Origin of the sequence: Rhizobium sp. YTUHZ045, assembly GCF_051124255.1 — a bacterium.
GTDB lineage: Bacteria > Pseudomonadota > Alphaproteobacteria > Rhizobiales > Rhizobiaceae > Rhizobium.
This window is the reverse complement of record NZ_CP101432.1, coordinates 869973-888179: the sequence shown is the minus strand read 5'-3', so window position 1 is coordinate 888179 and position 18207 is coordinate 869973. Positions and strand designations below refer to the sequence as shown.

Annotated in this window: 19 protein-coding genes; 11 read left to right on the top strand and 8 right to left on the bottom strand. The window is 60.5% G+C overall.

The features are described from left to right. Positions 1-22: 22 nt before the first annotated feature. Complete coding sequence (locus NMA58_RS04360; RefSeq protein ID WP_221113236.1) at positions 23-949, bottom strand: AraC family transcriptional regulator; 927 nt, start codon at positions 947-949, stop codon at positions 23-25. A gap of 242 nt (positions 950-1191) precedes the next feature. Here NMA58_RS04360 and NMA58_RS04355 point away from each other — a divergent pair, with 242 nt between their 5' ends. From NMA58_RS04355 to NMA58_RS04320, 8 genes are all read left to right on the top strand, one after another. Further along, entirely contained in the window at positions 1192-2622 is a 1431-nt protein-coding gene (locus NMA58_RS04355) for an extracellular solute-binding protein (protein WP_434712504.1), read from the top strand. 135 nt (positions 2623-2757) lie between these two features. Beyond that, on the top strand, positions 2758-3636 hold the full coding sequence (locus NMA58_RS04350; protein WP_085777432.1) for a carbohydrate ABC transporter permease: 879 nt from the start codon (positions 2758-2760) through the stop codon (positions 3634-3636). Next, a complete protein-coding gene (locus tag NMA58_RS04345) occupies positions 3633-4466 on the top strand; it encodes a carbohydrate ABC transporter permease (protein WP_085777431.1) in 834 nt (277 codons plus the stop codon). The genes NMA58_RS04350 and NMA58_RS04345 overlap by 4 nt, the downstream gene beginning before the upstream one ends. Before the next feature lie 4 nt (positions 4467-4470). Continuing rightward, positions 4471-4674 carry a DUF2160 family membrane protein gene (locus NMA58_RS04340; RefSeq protein WP_207241065.1) on the top strand — a complete coding sequence of 68 codons (204 nt, stop codon included), beginning with the start codon at positions 4471-4473 and terminating at the stop codon, positions 4672-4674. Positions 4675-4678: 4 nt separating this feature from the next. After that, positions 4679-5719 (top strand): NAD(P)-dependent alcohol dehydrogenase, encoded by a 1041-nt coding sequence (locus NMA58_RS04335; RefSeq protein WP_434712503.1) that lies wholly within the window; start codon positions 4679-4681, stop codon positions 5717-5719. 122 nt (positions 5720-5841) lie between these two features. After that, positions 5842-6912 carry an ABC transporter ATP-binding protein gene (locus tag NMA58_RS04330; RefSeq protein ID WP_434712502.1) on the top strand — a complete coding sequence of 357 codons (1071 nt, stop codon included), beginning with the start codon at positions 5842-5844 and terminating at the stop codon, positions 6910-6912. A gap of 25 nt (positions 6913-6937) precedes the next feature. Beyond that, positions 6938-7666, top strand: a complete 729-nt coding sequence (locus NMA58_RS04325; protein WP_434713503.1) for an SDR family oxidoreductase — start codon at positions 6938-6940, stop codon at positions 7664-7666. Positions 7667-7689: 23 nt separating this feature from the next. Continuing rightward, on the top strand, positions 7690-8418 hold the full coding sequence (locus NMA58_RS04320; protein WP_097599886.1) for an SDR family oxidoreductase: 729 nt from the start codon (positions 7690-7692) through the stop codon (positions 8416-8418). 180 nt (positions 8419-8598) lie between these two features. Here the strand turns inward: NMA58_RS04320 and NMA58_RS04315 are convergent, their stop codons facing one another. Together NMA58_RS04315 and NMA58_RS04310 are read right to left on the bottom strand one after the other, a co-directional pair. Then, positions 8599-8946: a YciI family protein gene (locus NMA58_RS04315; RefSeq protein ID WP_183706317.1), complete on the bottom strand. Its 348-nt coding sequence runs from the start codon at positions 8944-8946 to the stop codon at positions 8599-8601. A 356-nt stretch (positions 8947-9302) separates the two neighbouring features. After that, the gene (locus NMA58_RS04310) at positions 9303-9482 is read right to left on the bottom strand and encodes a DUF1127 domain-containing protein (protein WP_183706352.1); all 180 of its coding nucleotides are present in this window, start codon (positions 9480-9482) and stop codon (positions 9303-9305) included. Positions 9483-10160: 678 nt separating this feature from the next. Here NMA58_RS04310 and NMA58_RS04305 point away from each other — a divergent pair. From NMA58_RS04305 to tam, 3 genes are all read left to right on the top strand, one after another. Continuing rightward, positions 10161-10622, top strand: coding sequence for a cupin domain-containing protein (locus NMA58_RS04305; protein ID WP_434712501.1), 462 nt, complete (start codon positions 10161-10163; stop codon positions 10620-10622). A 388-nt stretch (positions 10623-11010) separates the two neighbouring features. Beyond that, positions 11011-12291 (top strand): hemolysin family protein, encoded by a 1281-nt coding sequence (locus tag NMA58_RS04300; RefSeq protein WP_434712500.1) that lies wholly within the window; start codon positions 11011-11013, stop codon positions 12289-12291. A 75-nt stretch (positions 12292-12366) separates the two neighbouring features. Next, positions 12367-13137: a trans-aconitate 2-methyltransferase gene (gene tam, locus NMA58_RS04295; RefSeq protein WP_434712498.1), complete on the top strand. Its 771-nt coding sequence runs from the start codon at positions 12367-12369 to the stop codon at positions 13135-13137. A gap of 20 nt (positions 13138-13157) precedes the next feature. Here tam and NMA58_RS04290 read toward each other — a convergent pair whose 3' ends face one another. From NMA58_RS04290 to NMA58_RS04270, 5 genes are all read right to left on the bottom strand, one after another. Continuing rightward, positions 13158-14195 (bottom strand): Ldh family oxidoreductase, encoded by a 1038-nt coding sequence (locus tag NMA58_RS04290; RefSeq protein WP_434712497.1) that lies wholly within the window; start codon positions 14193-14195, stop codon positions 13158-13160. After that, on the bottom strand, positions 14192-15391 hold the full coding sequence (locus NMA58_RS04285; protein ID WP_434712496.1) for an alpha-hydroxy acid oxidase: 1200 nt from the start codon (positions 15389-15391) through the stop codon (positions 14192-14194). Before NMA58_RS04285 ends, NMA58_RS04290 begins: the two co-directional genes overlap by 4 nt. A 76-nt stretch (positions 15392-15467) precedes the next feature. Next, the gene (locus tag NMA58_RS04280) at positions 15468-16265 is read right to left on the bottom strand and encodes an ABC transporter permease (RefSeq protein ID WP_434712495.1); all 798 of its coding nucleotides are present in this window, start codon (positions 16263-16265) and stop codon (positions 15468-15470) included. Further along, positions 16262-17119 carry an ABC transporter permease gene (locus NMA58_RS04275; RefSeq protein WP_097599895.1) on the bottom strand — a complete coding sequence of 286 codons (858 nt, stop codon included), beginning with the start codon at positions 17117-17119 and terminating at the stop codon, positions 16262-16264. The genes NMA58_RS04280 and NMA58_RS04275 overlap by 4 nt, the downstream gene beginning before the upstream one ends. Continuing rightward, a complete protein-coding gene (locus tag NMA58_RS04270) occupies positions 17116-18150 on the bottom strand; it encodes an ABC transporter ATP-binding protein (RefSeq protein ID WP_434712494.1) in 1035 nt (344 codons plus the stop codon). The genes NMA58_RS04275 and NMA58_RS04270 overlap by 4 nt, the downstream gene beginning before the upstream one ends. Positions 18151-18207: the final 57 nt, after the last annotated feature.

Here is an 18207-nt window from a genome sequence, read left to right as displayed (position 1 = left end):
TCTCATCGACCAATCGCTAGGTTCACTGCACAGGCATATGATCTGTCACTGCCTGAGGTAACGGAACGGTTCTGCGGTTGGTGGACAGTTTCCGGTATTTTGACGGTGTTAGGTTGTGGTGGCGGAGAAACACCCGGTTGAAATTTGACAGATTGCGATAGCCCACCTCGAAGCAGATGTCCGTTATCGGTAGAGAGGTATCGGTCAATAGCTGGCCCGCCTTCCAGATACGAAGCTTGTTGACGTGGTCGGTGAAGCTGTGGCCGCTGTTTTTCTTGAAGAATCGCGAGAAGGCGCTGTCGCTCATGCCGACCATGCGAGCCATATCAGGCAACCGGATATCCTCCGACAGGTTGGCGAACAGATATGCGAAGACCTGTTGCAGGGCTTCGAGCGAACCATAGCTCAGGTCCGGCACGTAAGCCTCCGAAGACAGCGTATCGAACTCGTCGGTGTCCCGCAGCAGCGAGAGCAATGACAGGAAGGTCGAAAGCCGCACCGAGCCGGACTGGAACTCCATGTCGAGTATCAGCGCCTCAGCCCGTTCCCGCGCTCGGCCCCTGAAGGAGAGCCCCCGCTTTGCGCGGGCGAAAAAGTCACGCAGCCCCGCCAGTTCCGGCAGGAAGGCCGAAGCCTGCTCCAGCTTGGCCGGCAGAAACTGGATGACGATGTCACGTCCTGGAATGCGCTCATCCGGCCCGAGCGGCGTCACCCAGTCGTGCGGCAGGTTGCTTCCGATGACGGAGATATGGCCCGGGGTGAACGCGCCGACATGATCGCCTGCAAGTAGGACGCCGCTGGCGTTGGGAATATAGTGGATTTCCACCTCCGGGTGGAAATTCCAGACGTTGCGTTCCCACGGATAGTCGTCGCGGCGCCAGAGGAACGACTCGTCCGCGCCGGTCAAGACATATTCAAATCTCGCGACCGTCGGCGAAATAACTGACATTGCGCACATCCTCCCGTGTCTCCCAGCATGCCCCATACGCCGACAATCAATATTAGATTGTGCAATGCACACAAGAAACCATGAATAAATTCGGTATTTCGCGCATGAGAGTATCAGTATTGCGCAACGGCCGCGCTTGTGTCCACCCGTTCTTTCTACAACTATTGTGGTCCGTTGGGCGTCTTGGAGGAGAGTTTAGACGCACGACCGGACCGACTTTGCGATCCAAATGGAGGAGAACAATGAACAGTTTCGTCAAAGCCGTGGGCGTCGGCTTCATTTCGCTTGGCCTTTGGAGCTCGACCGCTCTTGCTCAGGATTCCTGGTGGAAGACTGCCGCCCAGCCCTATCAGGGCGCAACCATCCGGGGCATCTCGGAATCGACCCCAGCATCGAAATATGTCGAGCAGGTGCTCGGTCCGAAGTTCACCGAAGAGACCGGCATCAAGGTCGAATTCGAGGCGACATCCTGGGACCAGATGTACGACAAGGCGATCAAGGACATGGAGGCCAATACCGGCATCTATGACTTCGTCTATATCGAGCAGGACATCGTATATACGTATCTGGCCCGGAACTTCCTGGTCGATATCACCAAGTCGCTCGCCGATAATGCGAAGATCGCTTCGCCGGACTTCAAGCCGGAGAATTTCACCACTTTCCTGAACTATTTCAGGGATCCGAAGTCGGGCAATGTCATGGGTGTTCCCATGGAAGCATTCATCAAGCCTTATCTCTACCGCAAGGATCTTTTCGATGATCCGGCGATCCAGAAAGCCTACAAGGATTCCACCGGTGCGGATCTGAAGCCCGCGACGACGCATGAAGAGTATACCCAGATCGCCAAGTTCTTCACCGAATACGGCGCAGACAAGGAGCTCTGGGGAACCACCGTACAGGCCTCGTCGAGCCACCCCGCCGCCTTCTACGAATTCTTCGAGTCGGTCGCGCCGACCTTTGGCGTGTACAACTGGGGCATCGATGGCACGACCTTCGCGGCCACCGAAGCGAATGGCGGCCAGATGAACTCCGCCGCCGCGAAAAAGGCGCTCAACTACTGGATCGGCCTGCTGAAATACGCGCCGCCGGAATCGACGTCGTCCACTTGGGACGAGGTTGCCGGGACATTTGCCGCCGGCCGCGCAGCCCAAGGTCTCGTCTACGGTGAAAACGCTGCCTGGATCGCTACCGACGAAAGCAAGTCGACCGTCGTCGGCAAGGTGGGAGTGGCATTGCCTCCGGTCGAGGCGGGTGTCATGGAGGCAGCCGAATCAGGCAAGGGATATATCGGCTATTACGATGGTGGCGCGTTCGGCATCCCCCATTCGTCCAAGAACAAGGACGCGTCGCTGCTATTCCTGCAGTATATCGGTCAGGCTTCAGTGCAGACCGACTGGGCGTTGGCCGGCTCCCGCATCGTCATGAACTCGACCTACGACGATCCCAAGATCGTCGATCAGGACAAGAAGATGAACGGCTACTACACGCTGATGCGTGAGGATGGAAAGCTGTTCGCCGGAGCGCCGCCGTTCCCGTTCCACGCGCAAGTTCTGCAGGTAGTCGCGCCGTTCATCTACAAAGCGATCGTCGGTGAGATCAAGCCGGACGATGCGTTGGACCAAGCCGCCACCGCAGCTGAGGCTGAACTCGTGAAGCTCGGCTACCGCAAGTAAAAGACCGCACCTCCCAAGCGGTTGGCGGCCGCCTTCAGCAAGGTGGCCGCCCCTTTCCTGACTGCGGTTTTCGGGCCTGCCCGCGACGCTGGTAGTCAGGCGAATTAGTTCAAGGACGATCTGACGGAGCGCAGGATGAGACAATCCAACATCGGATGGCTGTTTCTAACACCAGCCACGCTAATCCTGTTCGTCGTCGGGTTCGTCCCCTTTATCTACATTCTCTATGTCGGCTTCTTCGACTGGAACACCAACGCAGTCGACCCAACCCTGCGCTGGGCCGGCCTTCAGAACTATCGCAGCCTCGTTTTTGACACGACATTCCTGAACTCGCTTGCGCGCACGCTGGTCTTCGCATTCTTCGTCGTTGTGAGCGAACTGTTGTTAGGCTACGTCCTGGCCCGCGCGCTGATGGCGGACCGCCTGTGGGGCCGGCAGTTCTTTCGCACGATCCACACACTGCCGATCGTTGTCGCGCCCATTGCAGTCGGCGCTACCTGGCGGCTGCTTTGCGTTCCCGGCTTCGGCATCGTGCCCTATTACCTGAAACTGTGGTTCGGCATCGACTACAACATCTCGACTAATGCCTATCACGCCTTCGTCACGGCGATCATCATGGACCTGTGGCATTGGACGCCGTTCGTTACGCTGTCGCTCATGGCGGGACTGACCGCCTTGCCGAAAGAACCGCTCGAACAGGCGCAGATCGACGGCGGCAACAAGCTGCAGATTTTCTGGTACGTGATCGTTCCGATGTTGAAGCCGGTGCTGCTGACAACCGTCTTCATCCGGCTGATGGACGCATTGCGCTCGGTCGACGAAATCTGGATGCTGACCAAGGGTGGCCCGGCTGAGGCGACCCGGTTCATCGGCCTTCATATCTGGATCAACGTCTTTCCGAAGACCGATTACGGCTACGGTGCGGCCATGTCGCTGCTGACGCTATACGTCACGATCGTTCTGAGCTGGCTGCTGTTCGTTGCCATGACCGGCCGCAAGGGAGGCGCACAATGAGACGTTCCGGTATAGCGTCCTTCGTCCTTTGGATCTGTCTGACCATTCTGACACTGCTTCCGGTCTGGTGGATGCTGGTCGTTTCCATGCGCCCCCGCGTGAAGCTTTATTCGAAGTCGTTCCTCATCGACGATCTTTACTGGAACAATTTCCTGGCGGTGCTGAACAGCTCGACCTTCCTGCAGTATCTCTGGAATTCGCTGATCGTGGCGACATCGAACGCAGCGCTGGTGTGCGCGCTCGGCCTGCTCGCGGCGTTCGGGCTGTCGCGTTATAAAATCGGCGGCGGTGACAACGTGTTTTTCTGGCTGATCACCAACCGCATGGCGCCGCCAGCCGTGTTTCTGCTGCCGCTCTTCCTGCTGTTTACCAAGTGGTTCGTGTTCGGCGATTTCATGCTGTTCGACACGAAGATTGGCCTAATCCTGCTCTATTGCGTCTTCAACCTGCCCTTCGCCGTCTGGCTCTTGAAAGGCATGCTCGATGGGATCCCGCTGGAGCTTGACGAAGCGGCGCGGGTCGATGGTGCGACAACCGGCCAGGTGCTGTCCAACGTCATCCTGCCGCTGGCGCGGCCGGGGTTGGCCGTCACCTTCATCCTGACCTGGATTTTCGCCTGGAACGAGTACCTATTCGCAGCGACCCTAACGTCGTCGGCTCACGCCAGGACCGTGACGACAGCGCTTGCAGAATATGTCTCGGTGACCGGAACGAACTGGGGCGAGATGGCAGCGATGGCGTTCCTGACCACGCTCCCGGCCCTCATCGTGCTCGGCTTCGTCCAGAAGCACATCGTGACCGGCCTCACGTTCGGCGCATTGAAAGGGTAAGATGATGGCTGGCGTTCAACCCCAGAAAACCCAACGCGACGGATTCCTGCCTATCCGAACCAACGGCTTCGACAGGGGCTTCATCTCGGTCGTGATCCTAATCCTGGTGCATCTTCTCTGGATGCGCTTCCTGGAGGGCGTGTTGCCCCTATGGGTGGCGACGGTGCTCTGCCTGGCGCTGGCCGTGTTCATTATCCGAAAGGGCTGAAGACATGAGATCACTCGTCCTCGAGCGCAAAGACGAACTGCGCATTCGCGACCTGGACCCGAAGGAGGCGCTCGGTCCCACCGACGTGCGCATCGCCATCAAGACCGTCGGCGTCTGCGGATCGGACGTTCACTATTACACCCACGGCGCGATCGGCCCGTTTGTTGTGCGCGAGCCGATGATCCTCGGCCACGAAGCCGCCGGCATCATCGAAGAGGTCGGCAGCGCGGTCCAGAACCTGAAAGTGGGCGACCGCGTTTGCATGGAGCCCGGCATTCCCGACCCTCAGAGTCGCGCGTCGCGGCTGGGTCTCTACAATCTTGATCCCGCGGTGCGCTTCTGGGCGACGCCGCCGGTGCATGGCGTACTGAGACCGAGCGTGGTCCACCCGGCGGCCTTCACCTTTAAGCTTCCGGACAACGTTTCCTACGCCGCTGGCGCTATGGTCGAGCCGCTGGCTGTAGGCTTTCAAGCAGTCTCCAAGGCGAGGCTGACGCCCGGTGCGATCGCGCTGGTCACGGGCGCCGGGCCGATCGGCATGGTGACAGCGATCGCGGCGCTGTCGGCTGGTTGCGCCAGAGTTATCGTTACCGATGTTGTCGACGAAAAGCTTGCCGTGGCGCGCAAGCTCGGCCCTGCCATCATGACCGTCAATGTACGCTCGCAGGACCTGAAGAGTGTCATAGCCCGCGAAACCGACGGCTGGGGCGTCGATGTCGTCTTCGAATGTTCCGGCGCGGCCGACGTGATCGCCGACACGGCGCACCATGGTTGCCCCAGCGGCGCCATCGTCCTTGTCGGCATGCCCCTGAAGCCGGTCCCGCTCGATGTCGTCATCGCCCAGACCAAGGAGCTGCGCATCGAACACGTGTTCCGCTACGCCCATGTCTACCCGCGCATCGTCGCGCTGTTGGGATCGAACCAGATCAATGTCGACGCGCTGATCACCGATACCTACGCTTTCGAGGATTCTGTCGAGGCGTTCGATTACGCCGTGCGACCGAAGCCGTCCTCCGTGAAGATCCAGATCGAGCTTGGGAGGTAGCATGTACCTGCGGAAGTTGGATCTCAGTGGCGGATGCAGGATACACCTGGTGGTGAAGCTGCCCGTGGACCCGTCCCGAATGATCGGCGGCCAAGCCGCCACAACTGACTAAGGATTGACACATGGCGACGATCGAGCTCCACCAGGTCGACAAGCATTACGGCTCCTATCACGCACTGCGCAACATCTCGTTCGACATAGCCGACGGTGAGTTCGTCGTGCTGGTCGGTCCCTCCGGTTGCGGCAAATCCACGCTGCTGCGGTCGCTTGCCGGCCTTGAGGAGATCACCGGCGGCACGATCAAGCTTGGCGGAAATCGCGTCGACAACATCGCCGCCAAGGACCGTGACGTGGCGATGGTGTTCCAGAACTACGCGCTCTATCCGCACATGACCGTTCGGGAAAACATGGCCTTCGCGCTGAAATTGCGCGGCGAGAATCTTGCGGATCGCAATACCAAGGTCGACAAGGCTGCCGAGATGTTGCGACTTACGCCCTATCTCGACCGATATCCGAAGGCGCTTTCCGGAGGCCAGCGGCAGCGTGTTGCCATGGGGCGTGCGATGGTTCGCCGCCCAAAGGCGTTCTTTTTCGACGAGCCGCTGTCAAACCTGGACGCCGCGTTGCGCGTAGATATGCGTTCGGAAATCAAAACTCTTCACCAGCGCCTCGGCGCGACTTCCGTGTATGTCACGCATGACCAGATTGAAGCCATGACAATGGCGGACCGCATTGTCGTGCTTCGCGACGGCAAGGTGGAACAGATCGGTGCGCCACTAGAGCTTTACGACAGGCCGGCAAATATCTTCGTCGCCGGCTTCATCGGATCGCCGGCGATGAACATGCTGCCGGCCACAATCGATCTCTCCTTGAACTCAGCGCGGCTCGCTGACGGGTTGGCCCTTCCCCTTCCACAAGGCACGCGGGCGAGTAACGGCCAGGAGGTTATATACGGCGTACGTCCAGACCAGTGGATACTGTCGAATGGCGATGCGGGCGTACCGGCAACTGTCGAGTTGATCGAGCCCACGGGGGCCGAAATTCTGCTGGCAGTCCAATTGGCGGGCAAGCGGGTCTTGTGCGCCTTTCGCGAGCGCCACGCGCTGAAGCCGGGCGACAGGATACGGCTCGACGTCGATCCTGCCGCGGCTCATGTGTTCGACAGGCAAACCGAGCAAAGACTCCCGTTCTGAGCAACAGGCATCGGAAGGATCAACCATGTCGGACTTTACAGGAAAAACGGTGATCATAACCGGTGCTGGCAAGGGTATCGGTCGCGCCTGCGTTGAACTGCTCACCCACCGTGGCGCTCGAATCGTAGCCTTGTCGCGTACGCAGGCCGATCTGGATGATCTTGCGGCAAAGTTCGGCGCGACGGTAATATCAGTCAATCTCGCCGACAATGCAGCAGCACGCGCCGCCATGAAGAAGGCGGGACTGGCAGACGCGCTGATCAATTGCGCGGGAACCAACGTGCTTGAAAGCGTCATCGATATGACGGAGGAGGGCTATGAGCAGGTCCTCGGCATCAACCTGCGGGCCGCGCTGATTTGTGCGCAGGAGTTCGCGCGGGCTCGCATTTCAAACGGCGGCGGCGGTACGATCGTGAATGTGACCTCGATCGCCGGACATCGTGGTTTCGTGGATCACGTGGCTTACGCCGCTTCGAAGGCGGGACTGGAAGGCGCGACACGTGTCATGGCCAAGGAACTCGGCGCCTATGGAATCCGAGTCAATGCAGTGGCGCCTACGGTTACCATGACGGAGCTTGCCGCGAAGGCATGGTCCGAGCCTTCCAAACGTAATCCGATGATTGTTCGCCACCCGATGGGGCGCTTTGCAGAGGTCGACGATGTCGCGCGCTCGATCGCACTGCTTATTTCAGAGGACGCAGCCATGATCAGTGGCGCAGTCCTGCCAGTCGATGGCGGCTTCCTTGCTGTCTGAAAATCAAAAGGCGAGACAAGACGATGACTAAATCACTCGAAGGAAAGATCGCTGCGGTAACCGGCGCAGCTTCCGGTATTGGCCTGGCGACGACCCGTGCCCTGGTCGATGCCGGCGCCAAGGTCGTGATGGTCGACTACAACAGACAGGCGCTTGAAACATACGCTGCCGAGTTCGGCGACGCCGTAGTCATGCAGGTCACCGATCTTCTGGACGCTGCAAGTTGTGCGGCCATGGTGCCGGAAATCCTGGCAAAGGTCGATCACCTCGACATCATGCACTGCAATGCAGGATCCTACATCGGCGGGGATCTTATCGATACCGATACCGCGGCAATCGATCGGATGCTGAATCTGAACGTGAACGCCGTCATGAAGAACGTCCGCGATATCGCTCCGCATATGATCGAGCGCGGGACCGGGGACATTTTGGTCACTTGCTCCGTAGCCGGCCATGCGCCGATCCAGTGGGAGCCGGTCTATTCCAGCTCCAAATGGGCGATTACCAGTTTCGTCCAGATCATGCGCCGGCAGTTGAAAAACCACGGGATCAGGGTTAGCCAGGTCTCGCCCGGCCCGGTCGTTTCCGCTCTGCTTGCCGATTGGCCCGCGGAAAACCTTGAGAAGGCAAAAGCCAATGGGAGTCTGATCGAGCCCTCAGAGGTCTCCGATGCCATCATCTTCATGCTGACCCGCCCGCGAAACGTTACAATCCGGGACATGATTGTCTTGCCGACAAATTTCGACATCTAGGTATAGCCGCAGTGTTTTCCTCCGCTGGCGTCGTGTTGCTCTCGACCACCTCAGTGATCTCCACCCGGCTCTTCAGGGCGTGTCTCGTCAACAGCGTGAACAATCCAGCGAATAGGACTCTTGTGACCTAATCAGAACGTCGGTCGCATGGCCGCCGGAATTGGCCGGGACACCTCGAATCTAAAAGCCGGCGGTCTCGCGCACCTCGATCGCCCCCATCCGAGCGAGCGGGTCCCGCACCGCGATCGCCATTACCTCGGCAAGGTTCTTCGCTTCGATGAGCAGGAAGCCACCCAGATGCTCTTTGGTCTCTGCGAAGGGCCCGTCGGTCCAACTTGCCTTGCCGGCCCGAACGCGCAATGTCTTTGCGGTCTTTGGGTCGGCAAGAGCATTGGAGGCGAGATAGTGGCCTGATCGTTGGAGTTCTTCATTGGAAGCCAAGGACTGCCGGTCGATCTCGGCCCATTCCTCCTTGCTGGCGGCATCAGCAAGTGTTTGATCGATGTAGAAGAGACAAAGGTAGCGCATCCGTTTCCTCCATGGTGCTGCCGATACTAGTCGCATTTGGATACCGCGAATCGAGAAAGAGCAAAAAACGCTGCCAGTTAAGCTTTCCGGTGAGAGCGGCTTGCTGCTCTGCGTGACCAGTGCCTCATCGTGCCTTTTGTTCGCTTCGCTTTCCTTGCTCGCCATTCTTCTGGGATCTCTATCTCTCCGCTTGAGCTAGCGGAGGTGACCTCCGACCCATCAATCCTAGATGTGAGCCGAAGAAGAGGATATATGCGAACAGCCGCATTGCGTCTCGCCGGCACTGTCACGCGCCGACTACGGGAAGAGGGGCGACGGCGGCGCAGCTGAAGGCAAACGCACTCATACCAGCGGGGTCAGACATCGTGGACGGTTTCTGGTTCCAGCACTCTGATCATCTGGGTGGAGAGGTCATTCTCCGATCTTTCAAGTGGAGACTCTGGGGGCGCCAAGCCGATGTCACGGAGCAGGCGAGAATTAAACCGCGAGAGTTCGCTCACGCTTCGGCGGTACCTTCGCTGATGTTTCAGCAGCATCCAAACGGCTTGCAAAGTGCGCACGGCACTGAAGCGCGGCGACTGTAGTTCGACTTGCCCGGAATACATAGTGGCAGCCATACTTGTCTCTCCTTTGACTGGCTCACGGCGCTCCGTCTTAATCGAACAGGATCGGCTGAAATCGACACGCTGGATTCAGGACCTTGGTCCGAGCGGGTGACAAGACGGTGCGCGGACATGGACGTGTTTGATGAGACACGATCTTGAGGGAATAGCGCCGGCCGACCCGCAGGACTTTGTGATGGCGATTTTCATCATGAAGGCAGCGGGCGTACCCACTGTGGTTCTGTCGAAACTTCACACCAAACGATGTTCCGGCAAATTTTCGGGTGGCGGAGGGACGGCTAGAACGGGCAAGAACAGCCGCCGCATTTCTATGGGCCCTTTCTGTGTCGGCGGTATTACAGGTGGAGAGTCCTCGGAACGCGGCAGGCCCGTGTCATTTTCACGCAGGCCGCCCTGGATCGGGGACCTTGCGGAAGCGGCCCGCTGCACCGATATCGGCCGCGACGCTTCATCAGGCATTATCCGTGCCGAAGCCATCCGGCGATCTTGCCCCGGCAACGGGGCGGTTGCCAAAGGCGGCGCAAAGGTCTAACGGCTGCGCCGGCAAGAAGGCACCTACAAGAAAAGCCTCGTTAAGAAGAAGAAAGAGACATGATGTCCAACTCGTTTGTGAAAATGCCTGCCGAAAACACGAAGCGATATTTCGTGCTCGGCGAACGGATCGAGCGGCGGCTTCGGCTCCGCGGAACCTGGTTCAACATCTTCGACGTCACCGTGCCATCCGGCAGCCGGACGCCGAAACACGCGCATGCAAGCCCGGAAGTCTTCCGCATTCTCGAGGGCCGTTTGACGATCTGGCGGCTGACCGACAGTGGTCCCGAGGAGATCGAGGCCAGTGCTGGCGACATCGTCACGATCCCGCCTTTCACGGTGCACGGCTATGCCAACCGCGGGGCCGTTCCGGCTGTCTTTTCGGCCGTCGTCGATCGCGAGATGGCAGAGTTCATCGAAACGGAAGGCACGAGCGAGCCGCTGAAAGCCCCCTCGCCTGAGACGATCGCCCGGATGATGGCCGCGGCCAATGCTTATGGGATCACCATTCTGGCGGCGTGACATTCGAGCGCGTGATGCCGGAGCGTTCGGCGTTCGGCATCACGCAGGAATGAGTGAAGGCATGCTTGCCGCCGTTTTTCGAAACTGTCACATCAAGGCGCTATAAGGAATTCGCCCAGCGCCTCTTGCGCCGGACCTGTTTCACCGCCAAAATTGCGCCATGCCTGATAGCGACCCATCCAGTACAAGCTCCGCCCGTTCAAACCGGAAAGCCGCCGCAGAAGATGGCGGCGCCTGTCGTAGACGGTATGACGACGTCTGCCTGACCTCGTATCCAGCCGAGCTCACAGAAAGCTTTGCCGATGGGTGATGCGCATATATAGCGTCTCTGCGAAAGCTCCGCCGCCTCGCCTTATGCGGCATCAAAACCTCAACGAATAGGGTCCCTGTGTTTCTGGAAATTGGAATTGTGGCGTTTCTCACCATCCTGAATGGTGTGCTCGCCATGTCTGAGCTGGCTGTCGTATCTTCTCGAACAGCCCGCCTGAAGGTCCTCTCCGACAATGGGAGCAAGGGTGCAGCTCAAGCCATCAAACTTGCCGAAAACCCCGGTCGCTTTCTTTCCACGGTTCAGATCGGCATCACGCTCGTCGGTGTTCTCTCCGGCGCTTTTTCCGGGGCCACGCTTGGCGGCCGCCTGACGGCATGGCTGGAGGCGCAGGGAATGTCATCGACGGCCGCTGACGCCATTGGCGTCGGCTCCGTCGTCGTGGCGATCACCTATCTTTCCCTGATCGTCGGCGAACTTGTGCCAAAGCAGATCGCATTGCGGGAACCGGAAGCGGTTGCCGCGAGGGTCGCGCCCGCCATGGCGCTGCTTTCACGAATTGCGCTGCCGCTCGTCTGGCTTCTGAACGCGTCGGGAAATCTGATGCTCAGGCTGCTCGGCCAGACAGGAAAAGCCGGCGACAACGTCTCTGACGAGGAGATCAAGACCGTTCTGGCCGAAGCGCAGTCGGCGGGCGTCATCGAAAGCGAAGAGTCGGCGATGATATCAGGCGTCATGCGGCTGGCGGACCGCACCGCCCGGGCGCTGATGACGCCGCGGCGGGACGTCGAAATTATCGATATCGACGACAGTCTCGATGAAATCCGGGCGCAGTTGCACCGGACGAAGCGGTCTCGACTGCCGGTCCGCAAAGGCAGTTCCGACGAGGTCATCGGCATCCTGCCGGTCAAGGATTTTTACGATTCGATATCGGAACACGGCAGCGCCGATATCCAGGCTCTAACGCAGGACGTCCCGGTCGTTTCGGACCTTGCAACCGCGACCAGCGTGATCGAGGCGATCAGGAAATCGCCTGTTCACATGGTGCTGGTATTTGACGAATACGGCCATTTCGAAGGGATTGTCTCGTCAGGCGACATTCTGGAAGCGATCATGGGCGCGCTGCAGGAGGGACCGGTCGATGAGCAGGCCATCGCGCGTCGAGACGATGGTTCCTATCTCGTCTCCGGCTGGGCGCCGATCGACGAATTCGCCGAGTTCCTGAACCTCAAGCTCGAGGACGATCTCGAATATCAGACCGTGGCCGGCCTGGTGTTGGAGGAGCTGAAACATCTGCCGGAATTGGGGGAGAGCTTCACGAGAGATGGATGGCGCTTCGAGGTCATTGATCTCGATGGCAGGCGCGTGGACAAAATCCTCGTCTCTGAAGTTCGCGACTGAGCTCTACCGGCGCAACATCGAAACGATCCGCATCCGCCACAGGAAAGACGTGGCCCGACATCAGGAGGTATCGCCATGGCATGGTCCGCCAGCCAATATGTGAAGTTCGAGGACGAGCGCACGCGGCCGGCGCGCGATCTTCTGGCGCAGGTACCGCTGCAGAGCCTTCGCCGCGCCGTCGACCTCGGCTGCGGCCCGGGCAATTCGACCGAGCTCATCATTGAGCGTTATGGGGCTTCCGGCGTCTCCGGCCTCGACAGCGACATCAACATGCTGGAGGCGGCCCGCAGGCGGCTGCCGGGCACAGCCTTTGTCGAGGCGGATCTTGGCAGCTGGCAGCCGACGGAGCCCGCCGATCTGCTCTTTGCCAATGCCGTCTTCCAGTGGCTGCCCGATCATCTCGACATTTTCGAGCGGCTAATGGACGGGCTTTCCGAAGGCGGCGTTCTTGCCGTGCAGATGCCCGACAATCTCGGCGAACCCTCGCATCTGGCGATGGAAGAGACTGCCCATGCCGGCCCCTGGAAGGCCGCCTTCGAGGCGAAGAGCGTGCGTCGCCAGCCGCTGGCACCGCCGTCCACCTATTATTCCAGGCTGATTGCCAAGGCGGCGCGCGTGGATATCTGGCACACCATCTACAATCACCCGATGGCCGATGCGGGGGCGATCGTCGAATGGGTCAAGGGAACCGGACTGATGCCCTATCTCGCCCATGCCGGCGAGAGACATCGCGAGGCTTTTCTCGCCGATTATCTGGAACGGGTGGAAAAGGCCTATCCGAAGCTGTCGGACGGGCGGGTGCTGCTGCGGTTCCCACGGATTTTCATAGTAGCGGTGAAGAAATGACCGACTGCGAACGACGTGCTTTATTTGACGGCGGCCAGTCCGCCAGCCAACAGCGCATCCAGTTGGGCGATCTCCGCTGCGGTGAGGCTGATCCCTTCGGCTTCCGATTTGATGCGCGCGGCGAAGCGGCGCTGCGACGGAAGCCGCGCGCCTTGCCCGACGATCGTTTCGAAGAGCGCTTCGGCGCGCGCGAACGGATCGCCGGGGCGGCCCTTGGCAAAGGCTTCGGGTGACATCGCAATGATCAGTTCGCCATGGAAGGGCGCCAAGGTCGTCGTGCCGAGGTAGTCTAAGACCTCGGGACTGGTGAGATCGCCGATCATGATGCCGGCGAGCAGCTCTATCATGGTGGCGATGGCGGACCCCTTATGGCCGCCAAAAGGCATCATTGCGCCTTCAAGCGCGGCCGCCGGGTCAGTGGTCGGATTGCCGTCAGCGTCGATCGCCCAACCCTCCGGCAGTTGCTTGCCGGCGCGCCGGTGCAGTTCGATCTCACCGCGCGCCGCCACCGACGTGGCAAAATCGAACACGTAGGGCGGCTGGTCTTTGCGAGGCCAGCCGAAGGCAAGTGGATTGGTGCCGAGCAGAGGCTTGCTGCCTCCGGATGGGGCAACCGTCGCATAGCTCGGACACATCACCAATGCCGCCAGGCCGTGCGCGGTCAGCGCCTCGACCTCGGGCCACAGGGCCGAGAAGTGCGAGCAATCGTTGATGACCATCGCGGCGATGCCAAGCCGCTTGGCGCGTTCCGCCAGGGCGGGTACGCCCAGTTCAAACGCCGCGCTGGCGAAACCGCCCCGCGCATCGACCCTGACGATGGCGCTGCCGTCATCCGGTGCAACGACGGGAGCGGCATCAGGCATCACCTTGCCCGCCTTTACCGTGCGCAGCGCACCCTCGATGCGGTATATTCCGTGCGACTTGCAGGCATCGCGTTCTCCGGCCACGATGACATGCGCCAAAGCCGCCGCCTGCACCTTGTTCAATCCTGCGCGCTCGAAGATGGCAACAACTCGATTTTGCAGGGCTTCGACGCTCAGGGTAACGGCTTCAGTCACGCAATTCTCCATCCAAGATCAAGTTCCGCTTTCGCCCGCCCTGCTTTTGGCCGCCAGTGACACGCTGGCAAGTCCTCCACTGCCTTGCAGCCCAGCTGCGCCATCGTTGCCCTCAGTTCGGCTTTCAGGACGTTCATCAAATGATCGCCGCCGCGACGCCCGATGGCGGCGGAAGCAAACAGGAATGGCCGGCCGATCAGGACAAAATCGGCGCCGAGCGCCAGCATCCGGGCGATATCGAGGCCGGAGCGCACGCCTCCGTCTGCGAAAAGCAAGGCCTTGGGGCCAAGTCGTGCGCGGATTTCACCGATGACCTCCGCCGCCGACGGCGCGGCGTCGAGTTGGCGTCCCCCATGATTGGAGAGGATCAGACCATCGCCGCCCAAGGACATATATTCCTCCGCTTCGTCGGCGCGAAGCACACCCTTGACCAGGATCTTGCCTGGCCATGCGTCTCGGATTTTCTTGAAGCGCTCGCGCGTGACGTGACCCGTCATCACCCTGCCGACAAATTCGGCCGCTGCGGCAAGGCTCGCGCCCTTCGGGTAGTAGGGCGAGAGATTGGCAAAGTCGGGAGCGCCGTTTTGCAGAATGCCCATCGCCCATGACGGACGCATCGCCACCTGCATGATCGTCGAAAGGTCATAGACCGGCGGGATGCTCAAACCATTGCGGATGTTGCGCTCGCGCCGCGTGGACGCTGGAATGTCGACAGTCACGACAAGAACGTCGTAGCCCGCTCTGCGCGCCCGCTCCACCATGTCCTCTTCCATGGCGGGATCATTGGGTGGATAGAACTGGAACCAAGTGTGATCACCGCCTGCAGGGCGGATCGTCTCAAGCGAGGTGTTGGCGAAAGTGCTGAGGATATAGGGTAGGTTATGCTGCCTGGCAGCCTGTGCCAGCGGGAGCTCCGACCCGGGCCACAGAAGGCCGGCCAGCCCAAGCGGCGCGACGGCAAATGGCGCGTCGAAACGATGACCGAACAGGCTTGCGCCGATATCGGGCTCGTCGGCGTCGGTCAGGTAGCCCGGCATAAGCACCACCTCTTCCATGGCCGCCAGATTGCGCCGAACGGAAGCTTCGCGCCCGAGTCCGCCGGCGAGATAGTCCCAAGCGAAACGCGGCATGCGTCTTTGGGCGGCTTTTTCCATGTCGGCGACGCAGGGAAACCGTCGTTCTAGCGCTAGGTCCATCTCGGGTGCTTCGATGTTGAGGAGGAAGGGGACCGCTGATCGCCTGGCGTTTCGCGGCGGGGACTGGTTGCTTCGATCAGGGTTCGTTTGACGTCATCGCGCCAAGCAGTTTCGGCAGGTCGCCGAAGCGGGCGACGAGGCTGAAGACGATCGCTGCGGTCGCCACGAACAGGATCGTCACCGCCGCCATGGTCGGCGTGTAGCCGTATCGCAGCGAATTGAAGATCTTGATCGGCAGCGTTTCCAGCGTGAAACCGACCGTCATGTAGGCAACGATGTATTCGTTGAGCGACAGCACAAAGGCAAAAGCGTAGCCGGACACGATGTACGGCGAAATTAGCGGCAGAACGACGGTTCGGAACACAGTACGGTCGTCGCCTCCCAAGGTCGAGGCGGCCTCCACCAGTGAACGGTCGATCGCCGAAAAGCCGAGCGAAATGGTCACCAGCGGCAGCGTGACGAAGAAAATGGCGTGGCCGATCACCGCCGTCCAGGGTTGCCCGTAAAATCCGGTCGTGGCCCAGAAAGTCAGCAGGCCGAGCGCCGTGATAACCGGCGGCAAGGTAAAGGGCGCCACGCCGAGCAACTGGAAAATATTGGCCCAGGGAGCGTGGCGGCGCCAGAGGAACCAGGCGAGCGGCAAGGCGATCAGCACCGCAAGCGCCGCCGACGACAGCGCCAGCACAAGCGACGCGATCAGCGCGTTGCGCCATTCCATGTCGAGAAATATCTGGCCATACCAGCCGAGCGAGAAGCCTTGCGGCGGGAAGGTCAGGCTCTGCTTGGCATTGACCGAGACGCCGGCGACAATGATCAGCGGCAGAGCGAGAAACAGTCCGACAATCCCGAAAAGAACGTTGCGGAGAATGGTCATTTAGTCGCCCCTCCTCGGCGGCCAACGAGCAGGGTGAGCGCTACAAGGGCCAGTGTGACCAACACCAGGAAAACCGCCATCGCAGCCGCGAAGGGCATGTTCGACTGATAGATAGCCTGGTCGGTAATGTGCACGGAAAGCGTCCAGTGCTGCGGGCGGCCGAGCAGTTGCGGCAACAGATAGGACCCGAGCGCGAAGATGAAGACCATGATCAGCGTGGCGAGAATCGTGTCGCGCAACGCAGGCACGACGACGGTGAAGAAGGCCTTGACCGGCGAAGCGCCAAGCGTACGCGCGGCCTCCGAAAGCGTCGGATCGAGCCGCACCAGCGCGGGGTAGAGCACCAGGACCGTGTAGGGGAAGGCCTGATAGACCATGCCTGTGACGACCGCTCCGATGCTCGGCGTCAGGGCGACTGCCTGCTGCATGAGGCCGAGCCATACAAACAGATTGGTGATGCCGGCCGTGCGCGAAAACAGCGTCGACCAGGCGAAACCGATGATTACCTCAGACAAAGACAGGATCGAAAGGAGTGCGACCAGCCAGGCCACCTGGGTGCTCCGCTTCATGCGGATCAGCAGGTATGTGAAAGGCAGGGCCAGAACGACACAGGTCGCGGCCACCGCGATCGCAAGCAGCAGCGAGAAGCTGAGCACTCCCCCGAAGAAGGCTGAGAGGAAGCGGATATAATTGTCGAAGACGAAATCAGGCGTGTAAAAGCCGCCCTGCTGGCGTTTGAAGAAGCTGACGGAAATCATCGTGCCGAAAGGCACGACGAAGAAGACTATCAGCATGATCGCCGGGAAAGCAAGCGGGGCATAGTCGCCGAGCGTCTGCGGAGGTTCGCGTCTCATTGCTCGAGCACCACGCAATCCTTGTCGGTCAGCGCAATGCCCACCCTCTGGCCCACCGCCACGTCAGGGCGCTCGCGCGGCGTCGAGACCGCAATGAACTGCTGACCGCCGACATTGACAAAGGTTTCGACGACGCCGCCGAGATCGCGCACGAAGGTGACCTCGCCCGTCAATGCGCCGGCCTCGGGCGGCCCCAGGCGCACGTCTTCCGGCCGGATCGAAAGCGTGGCGCGCTCGATACCTGCCGACAGCGACAGGGCTGCGACCGGCTGCCCCAATATGATGACTGCGCCGCCCTCCCGCCTGGCTTCGACCAGATTTGTCTGGCCAATGAAATCCGCGACGAAGCTGTCTGCCGGCCTGCGATAAATTTCGGTCGGCGACGCCGCCTGGCGTATCTGACCGCCGTTCATGACCACGACCTTATCGGCCATGGTCATCGCCTCGCGCTGGTCGTGCGTGACGGCGATCGTGGTGATGCCGAGCCGCTGATGAAGCTGGCGAAGCTCCACCTGCATGGCTTCGCGCAGCTTGGCATCAAGCGCTGACAGCGGCTCGTCGAGCAGAAACAGTTTCGGCGAAATCGCCAGTGCCCTTGCGATTGCGACGCGTTGCCTCTGGCCGCCGGAAAGTTTCGACACGGAGCGGTCAGCGTAGCCCGGCAAATAAATCATCGCCAGCAGCTCTTCGACGCGCTTCGCCTGCTCGTCCTTGGGACGGCCGCGAATGCGCAGTGGATAGGCGATATTCTCGCCTACCGTCAGGTGCGGGAACAGCGCCAGCGACTGGAACACCATGCCAAGCTCGCGCTGGTGCGTCGGCGTCCTGGTGATGTCTTTCCCGTTGAGCGTGATGCGGCCCGAGGTCGGCAGATCGAGACCTGCGATCATGCGCAACAAGGTCGTCTTGCCGCAGCCGGAGGGGCCGAGCAGACAGACGAATGCCCCGTGCGGCACCGTCAGGTCGACATTGTCGACGGCGCGAATGACGTTGAAGTCCTTGACGATATTCTGAAGCGTGAGTCCCGACATATGCCTCTTCCCGACCGAAAGGCAGGCCCCTGAACGGGGCCTCGCGAAAGCACGATG